The 26,556-nt window shown below is 66.1% G+C and carries 28 protein-coding genes and 1 riboswitch; of the genes, 9 read left to right on the forward strand and 19 right to left on the reverse strand.

From position 1 onward, the window contains the following. Positions 1-55: 55 nt before the first annotated feature. The 9 genes from H3005_RS14300 to H3005_RS14340 form a co-directional block, all read right to left on the reverse strand. The gene (locus H3005_RS14300) at positions 56-1,210 is read right to left on the reverse strand and encodes a hypothetical protein (RefSeq protein WP_191078460.1); all 1,155 of its coding nucleotides are present in this window, start codon (positions 1,208-1,210) and stop codon (positions 56-58) included. A 9-nt stretch (positions 1,211-1,219) separates the two neighbouring features. Further along, on the reverse strand, positions 1,220-1,549 hold the full coding sequence (locus tag H3005_RS14305) for a phage tail protein (RefSeq protein WP_100554442.1): 330 nt from the start codon (positions 1,547-1,549) through the stop codon (positions 1,220-1,222). Beyond that, positions 1,546-2,685 carry a phage tail tape measure protein gene (locus tag H3005_RS14310; RefSeq protein ID WP_191078461.1) on the reverse strand — a complete coding sequence of 380 codons (1,140 nt, stop codon included), beginning with the start codon at positions 2,683-2,685 and terminating at the stop codon, positions 1,546-1,548. The genes H3005_RS14305 and H3005_RS14310 overlap by 4 nt, the downstream gene beginning before the upstream one ends. A gap of 77 nt (positions 2,686-2,762) precedes the next feature. Continuing rightward, a complete protein-coding gene (locus tag H3005_RS14315; RefSeq protein ID WP_100554523.1) occupies positions 2,763-3,020 on the reverse strand; it encodes a DUF1799 domain-containing protein in 258 nt (85 codons plus the stop codon). Positions 3,021-3,070: 50 nt separating this feature from the next. Beyond that, the gene (locus H3005_RS14320) at positions 3,071-3,379 is read right to left on the reverse strand and encodes a phage tail assembly chaperone (RefSeq protein WP_100554440.1); all 309 of its coding nucleotides are present in this window, start codon (positions 3,377-3,379) and stop codon (positions 3,071-3,073) included. Beyond that, on the reverse strand, positions 3,379-4,038 hold the full coding sequence (locus H3005_RS14325; RefSeq protein ID WP_100554439.1) for a phage tail protein: 660 nt from the start codon (positions 4,036-4,038) through the stop codon (positions 3,379-3,381). The genes H3005_RS14320 and H3005_RS14325 overlap by 1 nt, the downstream gene beginning before the upstream one ends. A 70-nt stretch (positions 4,039-4,108) precedes the next feature. Beyond that, positions 4,109-4,465 (reverse strand): DUF3168 domain-containing protein, encoded by a 357-nt coding sequence (locus tag H3005_RS14330; protein ID WP_191078462.1) that lies wholly within the window; start codon positions 4,463-4,465, stop codon positions 4,109-4,111. Between the two features lie 23 nt (positions 4,466-4,488). Next, positions 4,489-4,839, reverse strand: coding sequence for a head-tail adaptor protein (locus H3005_RS14335; protein ID WP_100554437.1), 351 nt, complete (start codon positions 4,837-4,839; stop codon positions 4,489-4,491). Next, positions 4,836-5,348, reverse strand: coding sequence for a head-tail connector protein (locus H3005_RS14340; RefSeq protein WP_191078463.1), 513 nt, complete (start codon positions 5,346-5,348; stop codon positions 4,836-4,838). Before H3005_RS14340 ends, H3005_RS14335 begins: the two co-directional genes overlap by 4 nt. Positions 5,349-5,730: 382 nt before the next feature. On the opposite strand from H3005_RS14340, the gene H3005_RS14345 reads away from it, so the two are divergent. Both H3005_RS14345 and H3005_RS14350 read left to right on the forward strand, forming a co-directional pair. Further along, on the forward strand, positions 5,731-6,687 hold the full coding sequence (locus tag H3005_RS14345) for a cation transporter (protein WP_100554435.1): 957 nt from the start codon (positions 5,731-5,733) through the stop codon (positions 6,685-6,687). Positions 6,688-6,798: 111 nt separating this feature from the next. Further along, positions 6,799-7,224: an organic hydroperoxide resistance protein gene (locus H3005_RS14350; RefSeq protein ID WP_004153735.1), complete on the forward strand. Its 426-nt coding sequence runs from the start codon at positions 6,799-6,801 to the stop codon at positions 7,222-7,224. 148 nt (positions 7,225-7,372) lie between these two features. On the opposite strand, the gene mmsB is transcribed toward H3005_RS14350, so the two are convergent. Genes mmsB through H3005_RS14375 form a run of 5 tightly spaced genes read right to left on the reverse strand, consistent with a single transcriptional unit; the run spans position 7,373 to position 12,916 of the window. After that, positions 7,373-8,263: a 3-hydroxyisobutyrate dehydrogenase gene (mmsB, locus tag H3005_RS14355; protein WP_089241468.1), complete on the reverse strand. Its 891-nt coding sequence runs from the start codon at positions 8,261-8,263 to the stop codon at positions 7,373-7,375. After that, on the reverse strand, positions 8,260-9,438 hold the full coding sequence (locus H3005_RS14360; RefSeq protein WP_100554434.1) for an enoyl-CoA hydratase/isomerase family protein: 1,179 nt from the start codon (positions 9,436-9,438) through the stop codon (positions 8,260-8,262). Before H3005_RS14360 ends, mmsB begins: the two co-directional genes overlap by 4 nt. After that, positions 9,435-10,232 (reverse strand): enoyl-CoA hydratase, encoded by a 798-nt coding sequence (locus H3005_RS14365; protein ID WP_100554433.1) that lies wholly within the window; start codon positions 10,230-10,232, stop codon positions 9,435-9,437. Before H3005_RS14365 ends, H3005_RS14360 begins: the two co-directional genes overlap by 4 nt. Further along, a complete protein-coding gene (locus H3005_RS14370) occupies positions 10,229-11,395 on the reverse strand; it encodes an acyl-CoA dehydrogenase family protein (protein ID WP_191078464.1) in 1,167 nt (388 codons plus the stop codon). The genes H3005_RS14365 and H3005_RS14370 overlap by 4 nt, the downstream gene beginning before the upstream one ends. A 15-nt stretch (positions 11,396-11,410) precedes the next feature. Beyond that, on the reverse strand, positions 11,411-12,916 hold the full coding sequence (locus H3005_RS14375) for a CoA-acylating methylmalonate-semialdehyde dehydrogenase (RefSeq protein ID WP_100554431.1): 1,506 nt from the start codon (positions 12,914-12,916) through the stop codon (positions 11,411-11,413). An 87-nt stretch (positions 12,917-13,003) separates the two neighbouring features. Between H3005_RS14375 and H3005_RS14380 the strand changes: the two genes are divergently transcribed. Continuing rightward, entirely contained in the window at positions 13,004-14,398 is a 1,395-nt protein-coding gene (locus H3005_RS14380) for a short-chain fatty acyl-CoA regulator family protein (protein WP_191078465.1), read from the forward strand. A 336-nt stretch (positions 14,399-14,734) separates the two neighbouring features. On the opposite strand, the gene H3005_RS14385 is transcribed toward H3005_RS14380, so the two are convergent. Together H3005_RS14385 and H3005_RS14390 are read right to left on the reverse strand one after the other, a co-directional pair. Next, positions 14,735-15,172, reverse strand: coding sequence for a hypothetical protein (locus H3005_RS14385; RefSeq protein WP_100554428.1), 438 nt, complete (start codon positions 15,170-15,172; stop codon positions 14,735-14,737). A 42-nt stretch (positions 15,173-15,214) separates the two neighbouring features. After that, positions 15,215-17,092: a patatin-like phospholipase family protein gene (locus tag H3005_RS14390; protein ID WP_331273769.1), complete on the reverse strand. Its 1,878-nt coding sequence runs from the start codon at positions 17,090-17,092 to the stop codon at positions 15,215-15,217. A gap of 332 nt (positions 17,093-17,424) precedes the next feature. Here H3005_RS14390 and H3005_RS14395 point away from each other — a divergent pair, with 332 nt between their 5' ends. The 5 genes from H3005_RS14395 (at position 17,425) to H3005_RS14415 (ending at position 22,659) form a co-directional block, all read left to right on the forward strand. After that, entirely contained in the window at positions 17,425-18,480 is a 1,056-nt protein-coding gene (locus tag H3005_RS14395) for a bifunctional nicotinamide-nucleotide adenylyltransferase/Nudix hydroxylase (RefSeq protein WP_191078506.1), read from the forward strand. 80 nt (positions 18,481-18,560) lie between these two features. Then, on the forward strand, positions 18,561-19,970 hold the full coding sequence (locus H3005_RS14400; RefSeq protein ID WP_191078466.1) for a nicotinate phosphoribosyltransferase: 1,410 nt from the start codon (positions 18,561-18,563) through the stop codon (positions 19,968-19,970). Positions 19,971-20,084: 114 nt separating this feature from the next. Then, a riboswitch (cobalamin riboswitch) is annotated at positions 20,085-20,300 on the forward strand. 140 nt (positions 20,301-20,440) lie between these two features. Further along, on the forward strand, positions 20,441-21,112 hold the full coding sequence (locus H3005_RS14405; RefSeq protein WP_191078467.1) for an epoxyqueuosine reductase QueH: 672 nt from the start codon (positions 20,441-20,443) through the stop codon (positions 21,110-21,112). 57 nt (positions 21,113-21,169) lie between these two features. Further along, complete coding sequence (gene pncA / locus H3005_RS14410; RefSeq protein ID WP_100554423.1) at positions 21,170-21,796, forward strand: bifunctional nicotinamidase/pyrazinamidase; 627 nt, start codon at positions 21,170-21,172, stop codon at positions 21,794-21,796. Positions 21,797-21,939: 143 nt separating this feature from the next. Further along, the gene (locus H3005_RS14415; RefSeq protein WP_100554422.1) at positions 21,940-22,659 is read left to right on the forward strand and encodes an NYN domain-containing protein; all 720 of its coding nucleotides are present in this window, start codon (positions 21,940-21,942) and stop codon (positions 22,657-22,659) included. Here H3005_RS14415 and purU read toward each other — a convergent pair. Continuing rightward, on the reverse strand, positions 22,652-23,503 hold the full coding sequence (purU, locus tag H3005_RS14420; protein WP_191078468.1) for a formyltetrahydrofolate deformylase: 852 nt from the start codon (positions 23,501-23,503) through the stop codon (positions 22,652-22,654). The genes H3005_RS14415 and purU overlap by 8 nt on opposite strands. A gap of 113 nt (positions 23,504-23,616) precedes the next feature. On the opposite strand from purU, the gene H3005_RS14425 reads away from it, so the two are divergent. Then, a complete protein-coding gene (locus tag H3005_RS14425) occupies positions 23,617-24,525 on the forward strand; it encodes a LysR family transcriptional regulator (protein ID WP_191078469.1) in 909 nt (302 codons plus the stop codon). Positions 24,526-24,528: 3 nt separating this feature from the next. On the opposite strand, the gene H3005_RS14430 is transcribed toward H3005_RS14425, so the two are convergent. Next, a complete protein-coding gene (locus H3005_RS14430; RefSeq protein WP_191078470.1) occupies positions 24,529-25,632 on the reverse strand; it encodes an NADH:flavin oxidoreductase/NADH oxidase in 1,104 nt (367 codons plus the stop codon). A gap of 114 nt (positions 25,633-25,746) precedes the next feature. Further along, positions 25,747-26,553: an NAD-dependent protein deacetylase gene (locus H3005_RS14435; protein WP_191078471.1), complete on the reverse strand. Its 807-nt coding sequence runs from the start codon at positions 26,551-26,553 to the stop codon at positions 25,747-25,749. Positions 26,554-26,556: the final 3 nt, after the last annotated feature.

Genomic DNA, 26,556 nt, shown 5'->3' on the forward strand with positions numbered 1-26,556 from the left:
TCTGGATGGCCGCGAGGTACAACGTCGTGGCCGTTGATGGGCTGGCCTTTCCTGATCAGAGCTCAGCGTCGGCCCACCAGTGCCACCACCCGCCCCATCGGCCTGGGTTGTTGGTCCAGCTCACTTCGTAGCCGGATGGAGATGCGTAGTTGACCAGGCAGGGAACGCGAGAGATGTTGTCTTCCGCGATGTGTCCATCCTGCTGAATGTTGTCGGCCGAGATGATCATCACGTACGGATGGGCGCGCTTGCTGACCTGGAATCGCACGCTCTGGTAGTGGGCCACCCCCTGGGTGTTCAGCGAGAATGCCTCACGGCCCTCGTTGTGCGGCGTATTGGGCTGGATCTCCAGGTTGTAGCTCTTCTCGTAATAGCGCTGACACAGGGCCAGTTCCACGCCGGGTGGTCGCCAATCGAATCGCGTCGCGGCACGCCCGGACTCGACCTGGAACTGGGTGAAACCGAATGAGCCGTTCTGGCCTGCCAGTGCACCTCCGTAGCCACCGGCGCAGAGATCGAAGACCACGTAGATGTGGTCGTTACCGTTGCTACCCAGCTGCTTGCCCTTGGTGCTCGGCAACGTAACGGTAAGCGACTGCCGCGTTGCCCCGGTGGTCAACGTCAGCACACCCGCCTCGGTTGATGTCTGTGCCGCAGGCGATCCACCGGTTCCGAAATCCTGGATGACCCGCACCCCCACCTTGCGGCCGGCCACGTCGCCGTTCGCCCAGACCGAAATCGTGATTGCGCCGCCGGCACTGCGCACACCTTCGATCCTCTGCCCCATCCAGGCACCACTGCTGGCGACGGCCCCGGAGACCGTGCAGACAAGGATGGAGCGGGTGTCGTCCGGATAGCCGATCTGCTGGCCGTCATACACCACGCGCTGGATGTCCTGGCTGCAGTTCAACGCAGAGTTGGAGAAGCGATCGGCGAAGAATGTTTCCGCCCCGAGCGTTCCTGCCCCGCTGCCGACCCGGCCAGAGTTCCGGCGTTGCCAGAACTGCAGGCCACCGTTGATGAGGAGATTTCTTCCCGGGACGCGCTCAGTAATGGCATCGTCCACGGTCTCCGGGATCTTCGCCACGTCGACCAAGGCATCGTAGACCTCCGCGAAGTTCTCATTGATCTTGGTGAATGCCGGGCGCTGTGTTTCACCCCGCTTTCCGTTCGGCTGAACGGAATCGAGGTCGATGATTTTCCTTGCCATTGCCATCTCCTACGGCTGGTACGTCTGTTCGAACGTCGCGGTGATACTGAACACCGATCCACCCAGATGGCTGTCGGTGTAGGTGTCGCAGCCGTACAGACCGGTTCCCAGCGGACCTCGCCAGAAGAAGCTCTGGCCCACATGGCCATCCAGGAAGGCCACGATCTCGCTGATCGTCCTGCGATTGCCGACGAACTGCAGCTGGTAGCTGCGCAGGCGGGCATTGAGCCCATCCGGCGCGGCCTGAGCGTATCCATCGCCGAAGCGTGCACGCTTGACGGTGGCGGTGGTGGTGCCGGTGCTCTGACTGGTTGCTGCCCAGGTAAAGGTGTCGGTCATCGTGCTGCACTCCTGCTGAGGACGCCGCCAGCCTTCATGTCACGCATCTGCAGGTCGCGGTACTTGCGTTCCACGAACTGGCCGATCTCGTTGCCGAACTGCTGCAGCATGCTTTCGTTGCTGGTGACTTCCTTGCCGCCGTTGTTGTCGATGCGGATGTTGACTCCCACACCGCCACCGCCACCGTGTGCCGCCACTCCCAGGCGCCCGTCGGGCCCTCGCTGCAGCGGCATGATCGCTTCAGGCCCCGCTTCACCGAATACGCCTGCGCCCTTGGCGAAGGCGAACAACTGCGGGGTGTTGTAGATGCCACCGGAGTAAGCCGACAGGCTGGGCGATGCATAGACGCCGCCGAGTGCATTGGGTGTCATGTTGCCGCCGCTCAACCAGCCCGTGTTGTTGCCGAACCCGCTCGCAAAGCTGGAACTGGGTGCTGCGCTGGCTCCGCCAAAGAAGCTGGCGATGGTCTTCACCCCCCATACGATCGCCTGCTGCAGGGCGATGCGTTCGAGATCGGCAATGATGGCCTTGGTGAGGTCGCGGAAGCCGGACTTGCCCGTGGTCACGAACTTGTAGAGCGCCGTCTCGGCGCCGGCGAAGGCCTTGTCGAAGGCAGCCTTCGTCGTTGTCGCGGTGTCTTCAGCCTTGCTCAGATAGCTGTCAAATGCAGCCTCCACGCCTTTTCCTGCACCGGCAAAGCCCGTCTTCTTGTCTGCTTCTTCAGTCGCTTCTTTCTTCGCGGGCGGAAGCAGGGGCACGCCGTTGAGCATTCCACTGCCGTACTTCCGCTGTTTTTCAACGAAGTCGGGTACGTTGATCGAAGCAAACGGCGCGACGCCCAGCGCACCCGTGCTCAGAGGGTTGGCCTGTCGGCTCTCGATAGCTGCCTGCGTGGCAGCCGCTTTCATTGCCGTCGCGGTCAGTTGCTGCACCAGTGTGCTCATCATGGAAACACTGCTGCTCATGACAGTATTCAGTGCCTGGTGCAGCACCGTGGCCTGGGTGAGCTGGACGGGCAGCTGCTGTGCAGCGGTGGCGAGCTGGCTCACGCTCTGCGTTGCCGCTTGTGCGGCGGAGGCGACGATCGCGCTGACCTTGACAGCGGCAGCCGAGTCACTGAGCGTTGTATCGCTCATGAAATTCTCCTGGCATGAAGGAGGCCCCGCGCGGTGGCGGGGCCATGATAGAGCCATCGGCAGGTGCCGATGGCGGCTTAGTGCTGTTGCATGTGCTCCAGAGCCGCGCGTTCGATGATGCGGATTCCCGCCATCACTTCATCGCGCTTGTCCGGCGCGAGTGCCTCGCGCTCCAGCTCCTGGTAGACCACGTTGTAGTCCAGCCCGATCGGGCCACCTGCGCCGACGCGCCACTGGGTGGCAACCCGCGAGAAAAGTTCGATGGGAAGCACGCACTCCGGCCACAACTCGACCTGTGGTGGCGGAAAGTGCTTTGCCTTCAATCCAAGCTGCATCAGCTCGGATTCGGTGGGGGCCCGCCAGTACAGGGCCCCCACCGCCTCGATCAGTTTCCCTTGCGTGCGACCTGCAGGGCCTGGGTGTAGCCACCGATGATCGCGCCATCGAGGCCGGCCTGCTGCTGCAGCGCCAGCTCGACGCCGGCGGTGTCCAGCGCCACATCGGCATCCCAATCCACCACGATGTCCAGGATCGCCTGTGCCACGCTCAGCTCGTCCTCGGCCAACCGCTCCAGCAGACTGGCGTAGTCAGCCACCGGCAGATGACGGTAGGTCAGGTTGAGCTTCTGCTCGCGACCGTGACCGATGATGGTCAGGGTGCTCCTGAAACTCTCCGGCGCCTTTACCTGGAACATCAGGCGCCCTCGACCAGAATGGAGTCAGCCAGCGCGGTGAAGGTCGCGGTGGTGCCCATCGGGGTGTTGGCGGCCATGGTCGGGTCGCCGTTGTAGCTCAGGTAGCCGTACCAGTACAGCACGTCGCCGCCGACCAGCTTGGCACGCAGGATCACCGGTTCGCCCTTGGCGTCGACGTTCTTCAGGGCCGAGTACCACGGCTTCTTCGGATCGTAGAACAGCGGCAGGGTGATGGTCTTGGCGTTCTTGAAGGTCGGCATCTGCACCTGGCGGCCGGTCGGGTCCTCCAGCAGCGTGCCGCTCCAGTACTGCTGCTCGCCACCGGCGGTGGTCGGGTCGCCCTGCTGGTCCAGGTCGACGAAGACACCGGCCTTGCGCAGCACGCCGGCACCGCTGGTGGCGGGGAACAGCACGTTGTCGGTGGTGTCGATGCCCAGCAGTTCAACGCTGCCGGTGGCTTCAGCACCGGCACGGGTCGCACGGTTGTTCAGGGCCGGCCAGCCCGGCAGTTCAATGACCACCACATCGCCGGTGTCGACGCTGTTGGCGGCGACGCTGGCCAGTGCCGGCGCGGCCTTGGAGATGGCGGTGGTAGCGATGGCGGTGGAGATGACCGGTGCGAAGCCGAACTGGGTGCCCTTGGGAAGCTTGAGTGCCATGGTGTATTTCCTCGTTGGATAAGAAAAACCCGGCGGTTGCCGGGTTGGGGTGTTGCACGGATGAAGCGGTTTACAGGTCGGCGTACCACAGGCCGAAATCGAGCCGCGCGCCGTACTTGCGCAGCACGGGTTCATGCACGGCGATTGCAGCGCCGAATGACTCGGCCGTCGGCGGTCCCGCGCAGACCTTGTCTTCGATGTCGCGGATCAGGGTGTTGGCCTGGGCGCGACTGTCTGCCCAGACCGTCAGCTGCACGCGAGCGTGTTTCTGTCCGGGAATGGAACCTTCGTTGAACCACACGGACTGTCCACCCACCTGCTGGTAGACAGCACACGGGTAGATGACCGGTTCCGGCGGAACATCGGGATGCAGCCGGCCCTGCAGCAGGGGGCCCAGCAACGCATGCAGCTGTGCTTCGTAACTCATCGCAGTGTCCTGGTTGGCGTCACTCAGGCCGTGCCTGAAGACTGTTCGGTGAACAGCACCGTGGTCTGGCGCCGACTGAAGTCCGGGGCAACACCGGTGATGTCGAAGACCCTGCCGTCGTGCACGATGCGCATGCCAGCCTGGATGCCGGCCTGCCGCGCGGCCGCAAGGCGGACATGGAACCGCTGGCGGCGGATCGTTGCCGGCAGTCGGCTCTCAAGCGTCAGCCGCTGCACGCTGTCGGTGGCATCGGCGGTGATGGCGGTCCATAGTTCCGCCACCGCTTGCCAGGCATCCAGCGGCTGTCCCCACGCATCTACGCGCCCATCCTGGCGCTCGATGCGGATGCGACGGTTGAAGTGACCGGCGTTCATGGGGTCGCCGCCAGTCGGTAGGGATCGAGCAGCGCGGCGACGCCGAACGGCAGCGCCATCGCGATGGCGACACTGCCAATCGGCACGTCGATGGCGGATGTGGAAACCACCACCGCTTCCCGATGCGCATACAGGTGGCCCAGCAGCAGGCGCACTGCAGCGCGGATGCTGTCGTTGGCCGGCAGGCCCTGCAGCAGCTGCGCGCTGCGCTCGGTGGCCACGGCCAAGCGGCGATCAGCAACGTCGCGCATGGCCTTTGCCTTGGCCGCGTTGGTCTCGGCATTGGCGGCGGCAACCGCGGCTTCATGCCCGGTCACCGCCGCCGCCATGTCCTGCGGCAACTGGTCAAGCGCCAGGTCCAGTGCCGGCTGGTCGGCAAACAGCGTCCGTCCCAGGTAGGCCGACGCCGCGTCGGTTGCGGCCGCCAGCAGGTCGCCCAGGATCGCGTCGTCGTAGTCGCCGTCGATACGGCAGTGCGTGCGGCACTGCTCAAGTGTCAGCAGGGGCATCGAATCCTCCTTCGTTGATGGATGTTGGATGCCCCGACCCTGCGCACGCGGCTACGCCGCACGCTGTCATCTAGGACGGCGCGAAAAGGGGCAGGGTCGGGGCGGAAACAGAAACGGCCCCACCAGGAATGGCAGGGCCGCAAGCACGATGACAAGGCGCCGCGGGCGGCATAAACGCAAAAAGCCCCCGGCGGTCGCCAGAGGCTTGTATGTCATCGTGGTTGAAAAGATACGCTGCAGGTGTGCACCCGTCAATCCGTAAACCGTCACCAGTCTGGTGACTTTTCCGGGGCCTGCGTCAGTGCGGTCACAGAGGCGTGCGGTCGTCTGGATAGAATGGTGTAGCGCCGCTTCCGCAGCGCGTTCACCGCTGGATTCCCGCATGCCTGCCACCACCGAACGCTATTTCGATACACGCACCGAACAGGGCGTGCTGCGCCTGTCCATCGTCGGCTCGCTGCTGTTGGCTGCAGCGGCGGTGGTGTTCGGCCTGCTGGCCAATTCTTCGCTGATCATCTTCGATGGCATCTACGGCCTGATCGACGTGGTGATGACCTGGCTGTCGCTGCTGGTCGCGCGGCTGATCGCGCTGTCCACCCAGACCGACGCCCTGCAGTCGCGCCTCAACCAGCGCTTCACCATGGGGTTCTGGCACCTGGAACCGATCGTGCTGGGAGTGAGCGGTACGTTGATGATTGGTGCAGCGCTGTATGCACTGGTCAATGCGATCGATGCGCTGATGTCCGGTGGGCGGCAGATCGCGCTTGGCCCCGCGATCATTTTCGCGGCGCTGTCGATCGTGGCCGAGAGCGCGCTGGCCTGGTTCGTGCTGCGTGCGAACCGGCGCATCGGCTCGGAGTTCATCGCGCTGGATGCGAAGAACTGGGTGATCGCCGCGAGCATGTCGGCCTGCTACCTGGCGGCCTTCCTCGGCGGTGTGCTGGTGCACGGCACGTCGTGGGCATGGGTCGGACCGTACATCGATCCGGCCATCCTGGCGTTCGTCTGCGTGCTGGTGATGATCGCGCCGCTGGGCACGGTGCGGCGCGCGCTGGCCGGCATCCTGCTGGTCACGCCGCCGGAACTGCAGGCGCACGTGGATGCGGTGGCGCGGGCGATCGTTGCAAAGCACGGCTTCGTCGAACACCGCAGCTATGTGGCGCAGGTAGGCCGTGGTGAACAGATCGAGCTGTTCTTCGTGGTGCGCGAGGACGACCCACCGCGGCCCCTGCTGGAGTGGGACCACCTGCGCGACGAAATCGGTGATGCGCTGGGCGAATCGTCGCCGGACCGCTGGCTGACCATCATGTTCACCACTGACCGGGAATGGACGATCTAGGCTGGCAGGACGTTCAATCAAATTTTTCGGACTTGTTGTAACCCAACGTGTTCAGAATCCGGGCAAAGTAGGCTCCAACGCACCACCCACCCACTGACCAGGAGCATCCCGATGTCCATCGAAAAGGTTCTGTACACCGCCCAGGCCACCTCCACCGGCGGCCGTGAAGGCCGTTCCGTGTCCTCCGACAACGTGCTGGACATCCAGCTGTCGACCCCGCGCGAGCTGGGCGGCGCTGGCGGCCCGGGCACCAATCCGGAACAGCTGTTCGCTGCGGGCTATTCGGCCTGCTTCCTCGGCGCACTGAAGTTCGTCGCCGGCCAGGCCAAGGTCGCACTGCCGGCCGACACCACCGTGACCGGCAAGGTCGGCATCGGCCAGATCCCGACCGGTTTCGGCATCGAAGCCGAGCTGACCATCAACGTGCCGGGCGTGCCGCGCGAGCAGGTGGAAGAGCTGGTGCAGAAGGCGCACATCGTCTGCCCGTACTCCAACGCTACCCGCGGCAACATCGACGTGACGCTGATCGTTGCCTGATGCGGTGATGCCGGCCAGCGGCCGGCACTACCAAACGACTGGGCAAAAAAATGGGCGGATGCCGGTCGAAACCGTGCATCCGCCCATCCCACCTTCGCTGTCCCGCAAGGGGGCATGAGGTTGCCGGCCAGCGGCCGGCACTACCAGGTCACTTCTCGCTCGTAATGAGCTGCACGACGCTGGAGAAATCCAGCTTGCCGCGGCCGGCCTGGTGATTCATCGAATACAGATTGCGGGCCACTTCGCCCAGCGGGATCGAGGCGCCGACGCTCATCGCCGCTTCCACCGCCAGGCCCATGTCCTTCAGCATCAGGTCGCTGCCGAAGCCGCCGCTGTAGCCGCGCGACGCCGGTGCGTTTTCCAGCACGCCCGGCCAGGGGTTGCACACTTCGGTAGCCCAGCTGCGGCCAGTGCTGACCGCCATCATCTGCGACAGCACCTTGGGGTCCAGCCCGTGCGCCACGCCAAGCGCGATGGCTTCGCCGGTGACGGCCATGATCACACCCAACGCCATGTTGTTGCAAAGCTTGGCAACCTGGCCGGCGCCACTGGCGCCCACATGGAAGATGTTCTTGCCCATTGCCTGCAGCACCGGGCGGGCGCGTTCCAGCGCGTCCTCCTCACCACCGACGATGAAGGTCAGCGTGCCAGCCTGCGCGCCAGCAGTGCCGCCGGACACCGGCGCGTCGATCATCTGCAGGCCTCGTGCGGCGGCCGCTTCGGAAACCTTGCGCGCGCTGGCCGGGGCGATCGTGCTGCAGTCGATGACCAGCGCACCGGCGGGAATCGCGGCAAGGATGCCGTCGTCGCCCAGGTACACGCCTTCGACGTGGCGACTGGCCGGCAGCATCGAGATCACCACCTCGGCGTCAGCCAGGGTTTCGCGTGCCGATGCAGAAGCACTGGCGCCCGCGTCGACTGCGGCCTGTACAGCAGCCGGCACCAGATCGAACACGCGCACGGTGTGGCCGTTCTTGACCAGATTGGCGGCCATCGGGCCACCCATGTTGCCCAACCCAATGAATGCAATGCGGCTCATGCCAGGCTCCTTTCAGCGACAGGGGTACCCAGGTCGGCCAGCGGATGCGCGGCATCGGCCCAGGGAGAAGCGAAGAACGTATCGGCCCATGCGCGGCTGGCATCGACCAACGTGGCCGGGTTCCACGATGGAGTGCGGTCCTTGTCGATCAGCAGCGCGCGGATGCCTTCGGCAAAATTGCCATGCGCAGCACAATGCAGGGCCGTGATGTATTCCAGCCGGTACACGCTCGCCAGGTCCTGACCAGCACTGCGGCGCTGCAGTTCGAAGGCCAGCCGTGCCGAACCCGGCGCACCGGCAGCCAGCGTCTTCTGTGCGGCCTGCAACCAGGCGTCATCGGTCTGCAGGGTGCTGATGCGTTCGACGATGGCGGCGAGATCATCGCCTTCGCACAGCGCATCGACCTGCGCGGCATTGGCCAGCAGCGGGCCGGTAGCCGCGTCGCTGGCGAACGACAGCAGCAGCTGCGACAGGCGCTCGTGGTTGCGTGCGGCATCGGCCGACCACGCGACCTGCAGCAGCGCATCGAACACCGCGCTGCGGCGCTCCTCGGCCACATGCACGTCGGCCAAACCTGCATAGATCGCATCGCCGGGGTTGAGCAGCGCACCGGTCAGGGCCAGGAACAGGCCGCCGTTGCCCGGCACACGCGGCAGCAGCCAGCTGCCACCCACGTCAGGGAACAGGCCGACCGTGATTTCCGGGAAGGCCAGCTTGGAACGCTCGCTGACCACGCGATGGCTGGCGCCGGACATCAGGCCGATGCCGCCGCCCATCACGATGCCATGGCCCCAGCACAGGATCGGCTTGGCGTAGGTATGGATCAGGTAGTCGACGCGGTACTCGACGTCGAAGAACTCGGCGGCGTAGTCGTTCTCGCGGATGTCCGTGTGGCCGGCCTCGCGGTAGGCGAGCATGCTCTGGTACAGGCTGTGCAGATCACCGCCGGCACAGAATGCCTTTTCGCCCGCGCCCTGCAGCACCACCAGCGCGATGCCGTCGTCGTCGGCCCAGGCGTTGAGCTGCTTCAGCAGCAGGTGCGCCATCGGCAGCGAGAAGCCATTGAGCGTACGCGGTGCGTTGAGCGTGGCGATGCCGATGCGCGTGCCGTTGCCAGCGGCGCGTTCTTCGAACAGTACCGGTGCTTCGGCAACGTTCGTGTCAACCGCGGTCATGCGTTCTTCCACTGCGCGGCGCGCTTTTCAAGGAAGGCACTCACGCCCTCGACCTGATCGGCGGTGTCGAACAGATCGACGAAGGCCTCGCGCTCGGCCACCAGTGCTGAAGCATGGGTGCCGGTGCGGGTGGACTGCACCAGGGTCTTGCAGGCGGCGATGCTGGTCGGGCTCTGCTTGCCAGCCTTCTTCGCCCATTCCAGTGCCAGCGCCTTGGATTCGCCCTTGCCGACCTTTTCTTCGGCAAGACCAATCCGCACCGCTGTCTCAGCGTTGATGCGCTCGCCGAGCAGGATCATGCGCTTGGCCCAGCCCTCGCCGACCAGGCGCGGCAGGTTCTGGGTGCCACCGGCGCACGGCAGCAGGCCAACGGTGGCCTCCGGCAGCGCGACCTGGGCATGGTCTTCGATGATGCGCAGATCGCAGGCCAGCGCGCATTCCAGGCCGCCGCCCATGGCGTAGCCGTTGATCGCGGCAATCGATACGCCACGGAACGCGGACAGCGCCTCGAAGGCTTCACCGAAACGGCGCGCCGCTTCGCGTGCGGCCGCCTTGTCGCCGGAGGCAAACTGGTTGAGGTCGGCACCGGCGGAGAAGAACTTCTCGCCGTCACCGGTGATCACCAGCGCGTAGATGTCGCGGTCTGCGTTGAGCGCGCCCACCAGGTCGCGCAGCGCCGACAGGCTGTGCACGGTCCAGGTATGCGCTGGCGGGTTGTTCAGGGTGACCACGGCGGTGTGGCCATCGGCCTCGACCTTCAGGCCCACGTGCTCCTGGGTACGCCAATCCTTCATCGCAGTTCCTCTTCGGTGTTGAGCAGGTGACGGGCAACGATCACCCGCATGATCTCGTTGGTGCCTTCCAGGATCTGGTGCACGCGGCTGTCGCGCAGCAGGCGCTCGATCGGATATTCGCGGATGTAGCCATAGCCACCGTGGATCTGCAGGGCTTCGTTGCAGATGTTGAAGCCGGCATCGGTGGCGAAACGCTTGGCCATCGCGCACCACACGTTGGCATCGCTGGCACCGGCATCGAGCTTGCGCGCAGCGGTATGCACCATCTGCCGCGCCGCGACCAGCTCGATGGCCATGTCGGCCAGCTTGAACTGCAGTGCCTGGAATTCGGACAACGCCTTGCCGAACTGGCGGCGCTCGCCCATGTAGCGGCGCGCTGCATCCAGCGCACCCTGCGCAGCACCCAGCGAGCAGGCGGCGATGTTGATGCGGCCACCATCGAGCCCCTTCATCGCCAGCTTGAAGCCGCCGCCTTCCTCTCCCAGAAGATGGCTGACCGGCACGCGGACGTTTTCGAAGGTGATGCCGCGGGTGGGCTGGCTGTTCCAGCCCATCTTCTCTTCCTTGCGGCCGTAGCTGATGCCCGGCAGGTCGGCTGGCACGGCGATCGCGCTGACCCCGCCTGCACCAGCACCGCCGGTGCGTGCCATCACCACCAGCAGTTCGGTGGCACCGGCGCCGGAAATGAAGGCCTTGGAGCCATTCAACACGTAGAAATCGTCATCGCGCACGGCGCTGGTCTTCAGCGAGGCCGCATCCGAACCGGCACCCGGCTCGGTCAGGCAGTACGAGGCCAGCTTGCTGCCCGATGACAGGTCATTGCCCCATGCATCGCGCAGGGCCGGCTGGCCCCACTTGGACACCATCCACGAGGCCATGTTGTGGATGCTGATGTAGGCCGCGGTCGACGGATCGACGTTGGCGAGCTCCTCGATGACGACGGCGGCGTCCAGTCGGCTCAGGCCGCTGCCACCTACTTCCGGGTCCATGTACAGACCGCAGAAGCCCAGTTCACCGGCCTTGGCGATCGCCTCGCGCGGAAAGATGCCCTCCGCATCCCATCGCGCGGCGTGCGGCGCCAGTTCGGCCTGTGCGAAGTCGCGCGCCGCTTCGCGGTACGCCTGCTGCGCTTCTTCCTGTTCCGTCGTCATCGAGTGGCTCATGGCTGCTCCCTGCTGTTACTTCAGGCTGATCGTGGTGTTGACGCCGTGGCTCAGCGTCTCGTCGTCGAACCAGCGCGCGGTGACGGTCTTGGTCTGCGTGTAGAACAGCACCACCTGCTTGCCGTACGGGCCCAGGTCGCCGAGCTTGGAAGCGCGCGAACCGGTGAACGAGAACAGCGGCACCGGCACCGGGATCGGCACGTTGATGCCGACCTGGCCGACGTCGATGTCTTCCTGGAACCGGCGTGCGGCTGCACCGCTCTGGGTGAACAGCGCGGTGCCGTTGCCGTTCGGGTTGCTGTTGACCATGGCGATGGCCTCATCCAGCGTTTCCGCTTCGAGGATGACCAGCACCGGCCCGAAGATTTCATCCTGGTAGATGCGCATGTCGGTGGTGACACCGGCAAAGATGGTCGGGCCGACGAAGTTGCCCTTCTCGAACCCATCGACCTGCGGCTTGCGGCCATCGAGCACCAGCTTGGCGCCCTGCTCCACACCCGACGCGATCAGGCCTTCGACACGCTCACGGGCGCTGCAGGAAATGACCGGACCGACGTCGGTGCCGGCGACCGTGCCACCACTGACCTTCAGGGTCTTGGCCTTCTCGACCAGGTCCTGCACCCAACCGCGCGCTTCACCGACCAGCACCAGGGTCGAGGCGGCCATGCAGCGCTGGCCAGCCGCACCAAAAGCGGCGCCGACCATCGCGTTGAGGGTCTGCTCCTTGTTGGCGTCCGGCAAGACCACGGCGTGGTTCTTGGCGCCCATCATGCACTGCACGCGCTTGCCGGCCAGCGAGGCGCGGTTGTACACGTGGGTGCCGACGCGGGTGGAACCGACGAACGAAACGGCCTTGATGTCGGGGTGGTCGCAGATGGCGTTGACCACTTCTTCGCCACCGTGGACGACATTCAGCACGCCCTTCGGAATGCCCGCTTCCAAGGCAAGCTCGACCAGGCGCATGGTGACCATCGGGTCCTGCTCGGACGGCTTGAGGATGAAGGTGTTGCCGGTGGCGATGGCCATCGGGAACATCCACAGCGGGATCATCGCCGGGAAGTTGAACGGGGTGATGCCTGCGCACACGCCCAGCGGCTGCATGATCGAGTAGGTGTCCACGCCGTTGGCCACGTTGTTGGCCAGTTCGCCCAGCTGCAGGTTGCCGATGGCGGCTGCATGCTCGACCACTTCCAGTCCGCGGAACACATCGCCTTCGGCGTCCGGCAGGGTCTTGCCCTGTTCGGCGGTGAGGATGTGCGCCAGCTCGCTCATGTTTTCGCGGATCAGCTGCTGGTACTTCAGGAAGATGCGCGCGCGGGTACCGATCGGGGTCTTGCGCCAGGTCTTGAAGGCTTCCTTGGCGGCGGCCACGGCCGCGTCGACTTCACCCGTGGTGGCGAACGGCACCTGGGCCAGCACGTCCTGGGTGGCCGGATTGATCACGTCCTGCCAGTGGGAGGTGGCCGATTCTACGAACTGGCCATCGATCAGCATGCGGATACGGGGCGCTGCAACAGTCATGACGACAATCCACGGGGTGCGAAAGATGCTTGGCATTATTCACAGCACCCGCCTCGATTTCCGGGCTGAATCCGCTTAATCTGGCCAATGCCCGCCACGATTACTGTTAATTCTGTGAATTATTCAGCCCCCCAGCGCCAACTCGGTCTGCGTCTGCTGCGCCTGCGCGAGCAGCGCGGCTATAGCCAGGCCGACCTTGCCCGCGCACTGGGGCTGTCGGCCAGCTACCTGAACCAGATCGAGCGCAACAAGCGCCCGCTGACGCCAGCGGTGCAGAAGAAGCTGGGCGAGGTGTTGGGCGATGTTTCCGCCCTGTTCGACGACAATGAGCCCGCCGCGCTGCAGGAGTCGCTGGGTGAGACCCTGCGCGACCTGGGCCTGGCCGACGTCAGCGCCACCGAACTGCGGGCGCTGGCCGGCAACCTGCCGCAGGTCAGCCGCGCGTTGCTGGACCTGCACCGCCGCCACCTGGCGCTGCGCGAACATGCCGCCGCGCTGGAATTCCAGTTGGGCGAGCCAGGCGCCGGCAGCACGCTGCCGGCCGGTGACCAAGTGCGCGAGTTCTTCAACCGCATGCACAACCACATCCCCGAACTGGATGAACTGGCCGAGCAGCTGTTCGCCGAATGGGGGCTGGCGCCGGGACACGTGGCACCCCGGCTGCGCCAGTTGCTGGCCGATCGCCACGGTGTGCTGGTGGAAGTGGCCGCGCTGCAGGCCGGCCGGGAGAAGCGCCAGTACGATGCCGGCAGCCGCACGTTGTGGCTGCCCGATTACCTGGAGCCGGGCCAGCAGGCGTTCCAGATGGCGGTCGAGCTCGCACTGCGCGGTTATCTGCCGCAGATCGACGCGGTGATCGCGCGCACCGGCTTCACCGACGAGGCCCGCATCGCGCAGGCACGCGTCGGCCTGTCCAATTACTTCGCCGGCGCGCTGGTGATGCCGTACATGCGCTTTCTGCGCGCGGCCGAGGCCAGCAGCTATGACATCGAGCTGCTGGCGCACCAGTTCGGCGTGGGATTCGAGGCGGTCTGCCATCGCTTGAGCACGCTGGCACGCCGCAGCGCGCCGGGCCTGCCGTTCTTCTTCATCCGCGTGGACCGCGCCGGCAACGTGTCCAAGCGCCACTCGGCCACCGATTTCCACTTCTCGCAGGTGGGCGGTTCGTGCCCGTTGTGGATCGTCTACGAGGCGTTCAACCAGCCCGGACGCATCCTCACCCAGACCGCGCGCATGCCCGATGGCCGCCGTCATTTCTGGCTGGCACGGCAGGTCAGCAGCGGCCCGGTGGGCCACGGCCAGCCACGCAAGACCTTCGCGGTGGCACTGGGCTGTGACCTGCAGCATGCCGACAGGCTGGTGTATTCGCTGGGGCTGGACGTGCAGAGCCCGGGTAATTCAGTGTCGATCGGGCCGGGCTGCCGGGTGTGCCCGCGCGAGGACTGCATGCAGCGCGCGTTTACCCAGTTGCCGGGAAGGTAGGGGTTGGTTCGGCAGGGCTGCGCCCTGCACCCGCCGAAGCGGTAGTGCCGGCTGCTGGCCGGCAACCTCAACAGCAACAGCGGGGATTCCGTGGGATGGCGGGGTGGGTCCGGTTGCGGGGGACGCCGTAAACCCATCCCTGGGGGCTTGGCCGCGGCATCCATGCCGCGGACACCCCCGTAACCGGACCCGCCCCGCCTTCGACAGGTTCCCGCCGCTGTTGGTGGGTGTCGACCTTGGTCGACACAGTAGATCCACGCCATGCGTGGATGCTCTTCGATGAATTGTCGACTATTCGATTTCGATGGAGATTCATCCACGCATGGCGTGGATCTACTAATCCCAGAACACGGTCAGCACGCGATTGCCCGCAGACGGCACCGGTGCATCGATGTGCTGTCCATATGGCCAACCTTCGCCGACGCCATCGCATTCCAAGCCCTGCAGCCAACCTTCCACGGTTGCCGTGTCGGTGCTGGTCAGCACGTGCACGTTCTCCGCCGCAGGCCATTCGCTGTCGTCTTCCAGCGCACTGCCCCAATCCTGGTGCAAGCCCACGTAGACACCTTCCACTTCGGGCATTGCGGCAATCGCGGCCAGGCGTGCGTATAGCTCGGCGATCGGCGGGCGGCCGTAGCCCCACTGGTTAGGTGCGATGCACTCTTCGAAATCGTTGCCTTCGAAGTACGTGACCAGCGGCACCACCGGCAGGTGTTCCGGGTCACGGGCGTCGAGACGTTCGAGCAGATCCAGCAGTTGCTGACGGGCGGACATCGGGCGTTCCTTGCAGAGGGGCAGTGATTGTATCGATCGCACTCAATAGATCGGCGTCACCTTCATCTGCGGCAACGGCCGTGGCGAGCCGTCGGTGAGGTCGGGACCGAGGTCATCCCAACTGCGTCCCTGCTCCACCATCAACCCCCACAGCTGCTGCGACGCCAACCGCTTGTCTTCCGAGCCCAACTTGTAGGAGGGCGGCGGCGGCGCGCCGGTGGCCACCATCGCATAGGCCGCGCGATAGGCCAGCACCTGCTGCGCCGGATCGTCGGTGCGCGAAATCTCCAGCGTGTAGCGCTGGTAGGCCGAGGCCAGGTTGCGCCAACGGATCCAGTAATGGTTCTCGAACGAGAACGAACAAAAGCGTGCGCCGGCCAGGCTGCCCTTGTCGGCGATGCGGGTCAGCACCTCCTGTGGCATGTCCAGGTTCATGCCGCCCTCGTCGCCCTGCAGGCTCACATGCACGATGCGGTCGCGATAACCGGGCGCACGCGCCTGCAGCAGGTCGCGCCAGTTCTGCATGGTGGCCACCACCGCAAACAGGAAGCGCCCCAGTTCGCCGGCAGCCAGTGGCGTGGCAATGGACTGGTAATGCCGCTGCCATCCATGACGGTTCTCGGTGGGCAGGAACACCGAGCGTTCCAGCGCCTGGCGGCTGTCGCTCTCGCGCACCACCGGCTCGGGGCGTTGCGGGTAAACCAGGTTGATGGCGAAGGTCGGCCAGCGCGGCAGCGCCGCATCGAACAGGTGGATCGGGAAGTTGCTGCTGATGCCGCCATCGGAGAACCAGCACACCCGGAACGCGGTGATCACCGGACCGCAGGCCTGCCCGGCGCTGGTCAGGCCCTCCATGCTGTCGGCCACGTTGTGCCCGGCCTCACCTCCCGCAGTCGACGTCGGCTCGCAGCGACGCTCGCGACGCGAGGGCTCATGCAGCGGCACCGCGCTGATCAGCAGCGGGAAGCTGAGGCTCATGCGCGTGGCCACCAGTACCGGCAGCGACGCGCCCTGCGGCAGGTGGTAATAGCTGCGGCCTTCAACCTCGCGCGGTGGACCAGCATGGTCGACCATCCACTGCACCACGCTGGCCGGAAACAGCTGCTCGAATTCCTCGCGCAGGAACCAGAACTGCGCGCCGCCCAGCGGCAATGTACGCGGTTCATTGTGCGACACGCAGGTGGTGATCATCTGCAGCGTGATCGCATGCGGGCTGTCCGGCTCGCCCGCATAACGCGGCGCGTCGTGCAGATCGGCGAAGGTCAGCGGTGCATCCATCGGTTTGCCTGACAACTGCTGCAGGCTTTCATGCAGCCACTCGGTCAGCGCCGGCGTGCCTGTGTCCCGGCTCAGTCCACTGCACAGGCCCAGCAGGTTGCGCCGCGCCACCCGTGCCACGCGCAGCGCCGCCCCGGCTACACCTGCACCATAGGCACACAACAGCGACGGCAGCAGGGTCGCCGCCACGCCGCTCCAGCCACCGCCCCACCAGCCCAGGCCGAGCAACAGTGCCAGCGACACCAGCACTTCCAGCGGCGCGATCTGGAACACCGCGATAGCCAGGCACAGCAGCTTGCGCGGCCAGCCGGCGTTGCCGGTCAGCACCACCAGCAGCCGATACGCTGCGCGCGCGCCAGCGGCGGGTTGGAACAGGCTGTAGATGAATCCACGCCGCGACAGCTGTGCCGACACCGCCGACAGGCCGCCATATCCCGCATCGCCCGGCAGGTGTTCGCCCAGTTGCTGGCGGCGGTCGCCGTATGCCGCAGCGGCCGCCACGGCAGCGGCGATCGCACCGGCCGAGGTGCCGCCGATGCTCTTGAAACGGTATTCGCGGGCCAGTGCGAGCACCGCGTTGGGATACACGATGCCGCTGGTGATGCCGCCTTTCATGACCAGATCGCAGTACTTGTCTGCCACTACCCTTCCTCCGCTTGCCAACGGCGCGCCGCAGCGCGTACTGCCATCCCTGGACCGGTGAGACCTGCCTGTCATTGCCATAGCGCTTGGGCGCGGCGCACGGGAACGTGTGAAAGGCTCCCATCCAACGCCAGGAATGCAGTATGACGTGGAGCCCTCTCACCGCCTGAGACCACCGCCGCAGTTGTGCAGGCACGTCGCCGGCAGGCAGCCACCACACCGTGCTGGCAGCTGTCTGGCACCACTGGCGGATACTTGACCGGCGGCACCGAAGGCGTAGCATCTGCAGCAAGCCAAGGGACAGACCCTTCGCTGCCACAACGACATGAGGGATTCTCATGGAATTCGACTATTTCGTCTTCATCGGGCGTTTCGAGCCCTTCCACAACGGCCATGCCGCCGTTGCCCGCCTTGCCCTGAGCAGGGCCCGCAAGCTGATCTTCCTGGTCGGCTCTGCCGATACCCCCCGCAGCCTGCGCAATCCCTGGACCGTGGCCGAACGCGCCGTGATGATCCAGGCCGCCCTCGATGGCAACGCCGATCGCCTGCTGATCCAGCCACTGCGTGACCACCTGTACAACGAAGCCCAGTGGATCGCCAGCGTGCAGCGTCATGTGGCCGAAGCCCTGCGCAACGATGGTGCCGCACCCGATGCGAAGGTCGGCCTGATCGGCATGGACAAGGATGCTTCCAGCTACTACCTGCGGGAGTTCCCGCAATGGCCGCTGGTCGACGTGCAGCACACTGCTACCTTGTCGGCCACCGAGCTGCGTCGTTACCTGTTCGAAGCCGGCGACGTGGATTTCCACGGTGCACTGCTTATGCTGCGCGGTAATGTGCCGGCACCGGTGTACGAGATGCTCGAGGCGTTCCGCAGAAGCTCACCGGCCTACGCGCAGCTGGTGGCCGAGTACCGTTTCATCGAGCAGTACAAGGCCGCCTGGAAGGATGCGCCATATGCGCCTACCTTCGTCACCACCGATGCGGTGGTGGTGCACTCGGGCCACGTACTGCTGGTCCGCCGTCGTTCGGCACCGGGCAAGGGCCTGTGGGCGCTGCCCGGCGGCTTCGTCGGCCAGGAACAGAGCCTGCTCGACAGCTGCCTGCGCGAACTGCGCGAGGAAACCCGGCTGAAGATTCCACTGCCGGTGCTGAAGGGCTCGCTGAAGGGCCAGCAGGTGTTCGACCACCCCGAGCGCAGCCAGCGCGGCCGCACCATCACCCATGCCTTCCACTTCGAATTCCCCGCTGGCGAACTGCCGGCGGTGCGCGGTGGCGACGACGCCGACAAGGCGCGCTGGATTCCGGTCAGCGAGGCGCTGGACATGGGCCCGCAGCTGTTTGAAGACCACCTGCACATCCTGGAGTACTTCCTGGGCCGGGGCTGATCCGACCGGGCCCTGCAGAACCCGTTTTCCCCACCGGCGGACAGACCGCCGGTGCCACTCGACGCGAAGGAGCTTCCGTCATGCATTACCTCGATAACCTTCTCCTCAACACCGACAGCTACAAGGCCAGCCACTGGCTGCAGTACCCGCCGGGTACCGACGCCACGTTCTTCTACGTGGAATCACGCGGCGGCCTGCACGATCGCACGGTGTTCTTCGGCCTGCAGGCGATCCTCAAGGATGCCCTGGCACGGCCCGTCACCCACGCCGACATCGATGACGCCGCAGCGCTGTTCGCCGCGCATGGCGAACCGTTCAACGAAGCCGGCTGGCGCGATATCGTCGACCGTCTCGGCGGCCATCTGCCGGTACGCATCCGCGCCGTACCCGAAGGCAGCGTGGTGCCCACGCACCAGGCACTGATGACCATCGAGTCGACCGACCCCGCCGCCTTCTGGGTGCCGTCCTACCTGGAAACCCTGCTGCTGCGCGTGTGGTACCCGGTCACCGTGGCGACCATCAGCTGGCATGCGCGGCAGACCATCGCCGGCTTCCTGCAGCAGACCAGCGATGACCCGCAGGGGCAGCTGCCGTTCAAGCTGCACGACTTCGGCGCACGCGGCGTCTCCAGCCTGGAATCTGCCGCACTTGGCGGTGCCGCGCACCTGGTCAACTTCCTCGGCACCGATACGGTGTCGGCGCTGTGCCTTGCACGTGCGCACTACCACGCGCCGATGGCGGGCTATTCGATTCCGGCCGCCGAGCACAGCACCATCACCAGCTGGGGCCGCGAGCGCGAAGTGGATGCGTACCGCAACATGCTGCGCCAGTTCGGCACGCCCGGTGCGATCGTAGCGGTGGTGTCGGACAGCTATGACATCTACCGTGCCATCAGCGAACACTGGGGTACCACCCTGCGCGAGGAAGTGATCGCTTCCGGCGCCACCCTGGTCATCCGCCCGGATTCTGGCGACCCGGTCGAGGTGGTCGCCGAGAGTCTGCTGCGGTTGGATGCCGCGTTCGGTCACACGATCAACGGCAAGGGCTACAAGGTGCTCAACCATGTCCGCGTCATCCAGGGCGATGGCATCAACCCGGATACGATCCGCGCGATCCTGCAGCGCACCACCGATGATGGCTACTCGGCCGACAACGTGGCCTTCGGCATGGGCGGCGCGCTGCTGCAGCGGCTGGACCGTGATACGCAGAAGTTCGCACTGAAGTGCTCGGCCGCGCGGGTGGACGGTGACTGGATCGATGTCTACAAGGATCCGGTCACCGATGCCGGCAAGGCCAGCAAGCGCGGCCGTATGCGCCTGCTGCGCCGTCTGGACGACGGCAGCCTGCATACGGTGCCGCTGCCGGCCGGTGGCGATGACACCCTTCCGGCCGGCTTCGAGGATGCGATGGTGACCGTGTGGGAGAACGGCCGACTACTGCACGACCAGCGCCTGGATGACATCCGCGCGCGGGCCGCTGCCCAGCGTTGAGGACCCATCCACGCATGGCGTGGATCCAGCTGGGTGTCAGAGCCTGTTGCGGGGCAACGGGATCCGGCCCCTGGGCCTTGACCGGCGCCGTCAACGCGTCCACCGTGGGCGCGCCGAAGGTATCCCTGCCGTGGTCTGGATGACGACAGGGATTTAAACGGGAATCCGGTGAAGGCGCCTCGCGCGCCCATTCCGGAGCTGCCCCGCAGCGGTGAATGGAAACGAATCCTGCCAACAGCACTGGGCTCGCGCCTGGGAAGCGGCAGGTAGTAGGTGGGCTGCGGCCCGTGTCCATCAGCCCGAATACCGGCCCCGGCCGGGGGACTCGACCGTCCCCTGACTCGACCTGGAATCTCCGCGGGGAGGTTGCCGGGGCCATCGTCGTCCTGCGCGTGCAGGCTGCGTGGCCGCGCGCGTCCTGTTCACGGTTTCCGGCCAGACCCGTTGCCCACGCCCAGACGCACCCGACGATGACCGAGCTCCAACGCCCCACCCTGACCCTTCCCGACGACGGCCAGCGCCTGTTGCTGCATTCGTGCTGCGCGCCGTGCTCGGGCGAAGTGATGGAGGCGATCACCGCCTCCGGGATCGACTACGCGATCTTCTTCTACAACCCCAACATCCACCCGGTGAAGGAATACGAGCTGCGCAAGCAGGAGAACATCCGCTTCGCCGAACAGCACGGCATTCCCTTCATCGACTGCGACTACGACACCGACAACTGGTTCAGCCGTGCGCGTGGCATGGAGAATGAACCCGAACGCGGCATCCGCTGCACGATGTGCTTCGACATGCGCTTCGAGCGCACCGCGCTGTACGCGCATGAACACGGCTACGACACCATCAGCTCCTCGCTGGGCATCTCGCGCTGGAAGAACATGGCGCAGATCAACGACTGCGGCGTGCGCGCCGCCTCGCACTACGAAGGCCTGCAGTACTGGGACTACAACTGGCGCAAGGGTGGTGGTGCCAGCCGCATGGTCGAGATCAGCAAACGCGAGCAGTTCTATCAGCAGGAATACTGTGGCTGCGTATATTCGCTGCGCGATGCCAACCGCCACCGCCGCGAGAATGGCCGCGAGCGCATCAAGATCGGCCTGCTGTATTACGGGCAGGACAACGACGCCGCCAGCGGCGATTGACGTGCGCGCGAGGGGCGGCCACGCTGGTCGCCCTTCTTCCGTTGTGCCGGACCTGCCATGACCGCCCTGCCCGCTGACGTCGCCCTGCTGGTGATCGACCTGCAGCCGGACTTCATGCCCGGTGGCGCCCTCGCCTGCGAAGAGGGCGATGCGCTGGTGGCGCCGATCACGGCACTGCTGGCCGAGCGCCGCTACCGCACCGTGGTCGCAACCCAGGACTGGCACCCGGCCGACCATGCCTCGTTTGCCAGCCAGCATCCGGGGCATCTGCCTTTTGAAGCCATCCTGCTGCACGCGCAGCCGCAGACGCTGTGGCCGGACCACTGCGTGCAGGGCAGCGCGGGCGCCGCACTGCACCCGGGAGTGGACTGGACCGTGGCCGACCTGATCCTGCGCAAAGGCACGCGCCAGCAGGTGGATTCGTACAGCGCCTTCCGCGAAAACCACGGCCCCGACGGCACGCGCCCGGCGACCGGACTGGCCGGCTGGCTGCACGAACGAGGGATCCGCGAGGTGCACGTGTGCGGGTTGGCGCGCGATTACTGTGTGCTGTGGAGCGCGCAGGACGCGGTGAAGTCCGGCTTCCGGGTGAAGTTCCTGTGGGAGCTGACCCGCCCGGTGACCGATGCCAACGACGGCATGGTGCGCGAGGCCCTGGCGAAAGCGAGGATTGCGGTCCTGTAAGCAGCATGTCGCCTCTGCCGCTTGTGTGCCTGATTCGCAACCTGCAGAATCGAGCCATCCAGCCCTCCCAGTACGCCCCCCAACAGATCGCGGGACGGCCGAACCGAGGGCTTTTCATTGGATGAAGCCAGGAGGGCAAAGGTATGCCGACGGCAGTTCTCATTGATGGCGGCTACTTCATCAAGCGCTTTCGCCGCATCGAGCCCCACAACGCTTACAACGCTCAACGCGCCGCCGAGGTCGCCCACCGATGGGCCATCGCCCATCTGAAGCATGCAAGTGGCGAGCGACGGGACCTCTATCGCATCTTCTTCTACGACTGCCCGCCGTTGCGCAAGAAGATGCACAACCCGATTTCCGGTTTGTGCATCGACTATTCGCGATCCGACGAAGCGCTGTTCAGAACCAGCCTGCACGAGGCACTGAAGCAGAAGCGGAAGGTCGCCCTGCGTCTTGGCCATCTCACCGACTTCAGTTCGTGGACGACCGGGTCACGAACCTTCGACGACCTGCTCAAGGGAAAGCGAACGTTCGGCGATCTTCAGGCCGACGAGCTGCAACCGAATGTGCGACAGAAAGGCGTGGATATGCGCATCGGCATCGATATCTCGTCACTCGCCCTCAAGCGTCAGGTCCGCCAGATCATTCTGATGGCGGGTGATGCTGACTTCGTGCCGGCCGCGAAGCTTGCCCGGCGTGAAGGAGTCGATTTCGTTCTGGATCCGATGTGGTCGTCCATTCCCAAAGGGCTGATGGAACACATTGATGGCGTGCGCTCTACCTGCCCCAGACCATTGGAGCAACAACGGGCGCATCGCGGGCAATTGCCTTGTGCCATCCCGGGAACCGCCAGCGCTACCTGAACACCACCGTGCGGTGCCCGTTGAGCAGGATTCGGTGCTCCACGTGCCGGCGTACCGCCCGCGCCAGCACCTGCGATTCGGTATCGCTGCCCAGCCGCACCAGCTCGCGGGGAGTCATCGCGTGGTCCACGCGGGCCACGTCCTGTTCGATGATCGGACCTTCGTCCAGGTCTTCGGTGACGTAGTGCGCGGTGGCGCCGATGATCTTGACCCCGCGCGCGTGCGCCTGGTGGTACGGCTGCGCGCCCTTGAAGCTGGGCAGGAAGCTGTGGTGGATGTTGATTGCCCTGCCCGCCAGCGCACGGCACAGCATGGGCGAGAGAATCTGCATGTAGCGCGCCAGCACCACCAGATCGATGCGCTCGCGCTCGACCAGATCGATGATCTGCTGTTCCTGCGCCGCGCGCGTGTCGGCGTTCACCGGCAAGTGATGGAACGGCACCTGGTAGGACGCCGCCAGCGCTGCGAAGTCCGCGTGGTTGGAGGCCACCGCTGCGATGTCCACCTTCAGCTGGCCGCTGTGTGCACGGAACAGCAGGTCGTTCAGGCAATGGCCCTGCTTGCTGACCAGTACCAGCAGCCGTGGGCGATGGCGCCCGTCATGCAGTTGCCAGTCCATGCCGAAGTCCGCTGCCAGTGCAGCCATCGCGTTGTGCACGGTATCCAGCGGCAGGCCCGCATCGCGGTCGAAGTGCACGCGCAGGAAGAAGCGACCGCTCTCCTCGTCGCCGAACTGCTGGGCGTCGAGGATGTTGCAGCCGTGGTCGAACAACAGGCCCGACACGCGGTAGACGATGCCGGTGCGGTCGGGACAGGAGAGGGTGAGGATGGAATCGGGGCGCATTGCCCGAGTGTAGGGCAGCATCGTTGCGCGGTGGACGATGGTCACCGATGCAACCGACTGCTTGGTACAGACCCAAGCGATACTTGGCCTTCCGCATGGCAAGCTGGTCGGTCATGAACCTGTTGCAGCTCATCCGCAGCTTCACCCGCACCGCAGAGACCGGCAGCATTGCCGCTGCGGCACGCACCCTTGGCATCAGCGCCACCGCCGTGGGCCAGAACATCAACCGCCTGGAAGCCCACCTGGGCGTGCGCCTGCTGAACCGGAGTACGCGCCAACTGGCGCTGAGCGAGGCCGGCACGGTGTACCTGGCACAGGTGCGGCATCTCGAAGCGGACCTCGCCCGCGCGCAGGCCATGGTCACCGGCGACGTGGAACCGGCCGGGCCCCTTCGCATCGCCAGCAGCAGCGCGTTCGGCCGGCACGTGCTGGCACCGCTGCTGCCCTCACTGCAGCAGCGCTACCCTCAGCTGCAGCTGGAACTGCGCCTGACCGATCGCGCCGTGCAGCACGGTGCCGAGGCGGTGGATGCAAGCATCCGCATCGGCGCGCAGCTGGAGGACGGGCTGGTGGCGCGGCCCTTGGCACGCATTCCGTTCGTGTTCTGCGCATCGCCTGCGTACCTGCAGGCACACGGCATGCCGCTGGAGCCGGCGCAGCTGGCCGCCCATCGCGGCCTGCTGCACCGCTTCCCCACCGATGGCCGGCCACTGCGCTGGGGCCTGCTGAAAGACGGTCAACGCGTGGACGCAGCACTGCCGCCGAGCATGGTCTGCGATGACATCGATGCGCTGGCCGAACTGGCCGCCGCCGGTGCCGGTATCACCCGGCTGGCGGCATTCGTGGCCGAACCGTACCTGCGCGACGGGCGCCTGCAGGCGGTGTTCGGTTGCGGCACCGACTGGCAGCCGGAACCGATGGACGTCTATTTCTGCGTCAGCGACCGCCGCGATTTCACCGCCAAGATCCGCGCGCTGTTCGAGCACCTGCAGGCCGGCCTGCCGCCGGCCTGGCAGGTGTAATGCTCAGCGCGGACTGAACACGCCGCGTGCGTCGCGCGGCTCGCAGCGCAGGTACTGCGGCGCCGGCACCACGCTGTCACCCAGCGCAGCAGCGGCGTGCCACGGCCAACGCGGGTCGTACAGGATGCCGCGGGCCAGCGCGATGGCATCGGCCTGGTTGTGGCGCAGGATCGATTCGGCCTGCTCGGGCTCGGTGATCATGCCCACCGCGATCACCGGCATGCGCACCTTCTTGGCCTTGATCGCCGCCGCGAACGGCACCTGGTAGCCGGGGCCGACGCTGATCTTCTGGCGCTCGTGCAGGCCGCCACTGGAGACGTGCAGGAAATTGCAGCCACGCGCGTCCAGCACCTGTGCCAGCGCCTCGCTCTGCACGATGTCCCAGCCGCCCTCGACCCAGTCGCTGGCGGAGATGCGCACGCCCACGGCCACCTTGTCCGACACCGCGGCACGCACCGCGTCGAACACTTCCACCAGCATCCGCAGCCGGTTCGGCAGCGAGCCGCCGTAGCCATCGGTGCGGCGGTTGCTCAGCGGCGACAGGAACTGGTGCAGCAGATAACCGTGCGCGGCATGGATCTCGATCAGCTCGAAGCCCAGGCGCTCGGCGCGCACCGCGCTGGCGGCGAAGGCAGCAACGATCTCGGCGATGCCGGCCTCGTCCAGTTCCTGCGGCGCCGGATCGGCGGCATGGAACGGCAGCGGCGACGGTGCGACCGTGGCCCAACCACGCGCATCGTCGGCCGGCAGCTGGCCACCGCCATCCCACGGGCGCGCCGTAGAGGCCTTACGGCCGGCATGGGCCAGCTGCACACCCAACGGCATCGGCGACCAGCGGCGAACGCTGGCCAGCACCTGCGCCAATGCCGCTTCGGTGCCGTCATCCCACAGGCCCAGGTCTGCCCAGCTGATGCGGCCGCGCGCTTCGACCGCAGTGGCCTCCAGGATCAGCAGGCCCGCACCGGACTGCGCCAGGTTGCCCAGATGCATGGCGTGCCAGTCGCTGGCGCGGCCGTCTTCGGCGGAGTACTGGCACATCGGCGCGACGACGATGCGGTTGGACAGGGTCAGGGGGCCGAAGGAGATCGGCGAAAACAGCTGGCTCACGGCAGTGGGGGGTGTATCAAAGGGGGGACGTATTGCACCGCTGTACGGCCGATAGATCAACCGTGTGGGTAGATCGCTGTTTCGTGGGAAGGCGCAGCCGAGCCCATGCTTGGCTCAGCGCGTGGTCCAGCCGGCCAGCGCCTCGGCGCAATCGCGCTCGTCCTTGAACTGCAGCAGGTCGTCGGCACGGGTGCGGCCACGGTTCAGCGCGGCCACCGGCAGGCCAGCCTTGGCTGCGGCCTGCACGAAGCGGAAGCCGGAATAGACCATCAGCGAGGAGCCCACCACCAGCACCGCATCCGCCTGCTGCAGGTGGTCGTGCACGGCATCCACACGCTCACGCGGCACGTTTTCGCCGAAGAACACCACGTCCGGCTTCAGCAGGCCGCCGCAGCGCGGGCAGTCCGGCACCGCGAACGTCGAGAAGTCGGTTTCCAGGTCGGCGTCGCCGTCGGGCGCGATACCGGCCTCCAGCGATTCCCAGCCGGGGTTGGCGTCCAGCAACTGCTGCTGGAAGCCCTCACGCTCGCTGCGACGTTCGCAGCCCATGCAGCGCACCAGATCCAGGCGGCCGTGCAGGTCGATCACGTTGCGGCTGCCGGCACGCTGGTGCAGGCCATCCACGTTCTGGGTCAGCAATACCTGCAGCTTGCCGCTGTCCTCCAGTGCGGCCAGCGCCTGATGCGTGCCGTTGGGCCGGGCCTGGCCGAAGCGCGGCCAGCCCAGCAGGCTGCGCGCCCAGTAACGCTGGCGGGTGGCGGCCTCGCCCATGAAGGCCTGGTAGGTCACCGGCGGCGTGCGCTTCCACTGGCCATCGGCATCGCGGTAATCGGGAATGCCCGAAGCGGTGCTGCAGCCGGCGCCGGTCAGCACGAACAGGCGTTGGGCGCGGTCGATGAAGTCGGTGAGCGGCAGGGTCATGGC

The sequence above is a fragment of the Stenotrophomonas sp. Br8 genome (assembly GCF_014763005.1).
Taxonomy (GTDB): Bacteria; Pseudomonadota; Gammaproteobacteria; order Xanthomonadales; family Xanthomonadaceae; genus Stenotrophomonas; species Stenotrophomonas lactitubi.

Bases quoted from the DNA above. Each gene is read 5' to 3' on its own strand.
- H3005_RS14300 (WP_191078460.1), bottom strand. From the start codon at position 1,210: ATGGCAAGGAAAATCATCGACCTCGATTCCGTTCAGCCGAACGGAAAG.
- H3005_RS14305 (WP_100554442.1), bottom strand. From the start codon at position 1,549: ATGACCGACACCTTTACCTGGGCAGCAACCAGTCAGAGCACCGGCACC.
- H3005_RS14310 (WP_191078461.1), bottom strand. From the start codon at position 2,685: ATGAGCGATACAACGCTCAGTGACTCGGCTGCCGCTGTCAAGGTCAGC.
- H3005_RS14315 (WP_100554523.1), bottom strand. From the start codon at position 3,020: ATGCAGCTTGGATTGAAGGCAAAGCACTTTCCGCCACCACAGGTCGAG.
- H3005_RS14320 (WP_100554440.1), bottom strand. From the start codon at position 3,379: ATGTTCCAGGTAAAGGCGCCGGAGAGTTTCAGGAGCACCCTGACCATC.
- H3005_RS14325 (WP_100554439.1), bottom strand. From the start codon at position 4,038: ATGGCACTCAAGCTTCCCAAGGGCACCCAGTTCGGCTTCGCACCGGTC.
- H3005_RS14330 (WP_191078462.1), bottom strand. From the start codon at position 4,465: ATGAGTTACGAAGCACAGCTGCATGCGTTGCTGGGCCCCCTGCTGCAG.
- H3005_RS14335 (WP_100554437.1), bottom strand. From the start codon at position 4,839: ATGAACGCCGGTCACTTCAACCGTCGCATCCGCATCGAGCGCCAGGAT.
- H3005_RS14340 (WP_191078463.1), bottom strand. From the start codon at position 5,348: ATGCCCCTGCTGACACTTGAGCAGTGCCGCACGCACTGCCGTATCGAC.
- H3005_RS14345 (WP_100554435.1), top strand. From the start codon at position 5,731: ATGCCTGCCACCACCGAACGCTATTTCGATACACGCACCGAACAGGGC.
- H3005_RS14350 (WP_004153735.1), top strand. From the start codon at position 6,799: ATGTCCATCGAAAAGGTTCTGTACACCGCCCAGGCCACCTCCACCGGC.
- mmsB (WP_089241468.1), bottom strand. From the start codon at position 8,263: ATGAGCCGCATTGCATTCATTGGGTTGGGCAACATGGGTGGCCCGATG.
- H3005_RS14360 (WP_100554434.1), bottom strand. From the start codon at position 9,438: ATGACCGCGGTTGACACGAACGTTGCCGAAGCACCGGTACTGTTCGAA.
- H3005_RS14365 (WP_100554433.1), bottom strand. From the start codon at position 10,232: ATGAAGGATTGGCGTACCCAGGAGCACGTGGGCCTGAAGGTCGAGGCC.
- H3005_RS14370 (WP_191078464.1), bottom strand. From the start codon at position 11,395: ATGAGCCACTCGATGACGACGGAACAGGAAGAAGCGCAGCAGGCGTAC.
- H3005_RS14375 (WP_100554431.1), bottom strand. From the start codon at position 12,916: ATGACTGTTGCAGCGCCCCGTATCCGCATGCTGATCGATGGCCAGTTC.
- H3005_RS14380 (WP_191078465.1), top strand. From the start codon at position 13,004: ATGCCCGCCACGATTACTGTTAATTCTGTGAATTATTCAGCCCCCCAG.
- H3005_RS14385 (WP_100554428.1), bottom strand. From the start codon at position 15,172: ATGTCCGCCCGTCAGCAACTGCTGGATCTGCTCGAACGTCTCGACGCC.
- H3005_RS14400 (WP_191078466.1), top strand. From the start codon at position 18,561: ATGCATTACCTCGATAACCTTCTCCTCAACACCGACAGCTACAAGGCC.
- H3005_RS14405 (WP_191078467.1), top strand. From the start codon at position 20,441: ATGACCGAGCTCCAACGCCCCACCCTGACCCTTCCCGACGACGGCCAG.
- pncA (WP_100554423.1), top strand. From the start codon at position 21,170: ATGACCGCCCTGCCCGCTGACGTCGCCCTGCTGGTGATCGACCTGCAG.
- H3005_RS14415 (WP_100554422.1), top strand. From the start codon at position 21,940: ATGCCGACGGCAGTTCTCATTGATGGCGGCTACTTCATCAAGCGCTTT.
- purU (WP_191078468.1), bottom strand. From the start codon at position 23,503: ATGCGCCCCGATTCCATCCTCACCCTCTCCTGTCCCGACCGCACCGGC.
- H3005_RS14425 (WP_191078469.1), top strand. From the start codon at position 23,617: ATGAACCTGTTGCAGCTCATCCGCAGCTTCACCCGCACCGCAGAGACC.
- H3005_RS14435 (WP_191078471.1), bottom strand. From the start codon at position 26,553: ATGACCCTGCCGCTCACCGACTTCATCGACCGCGCCCAACGCCTGTTC.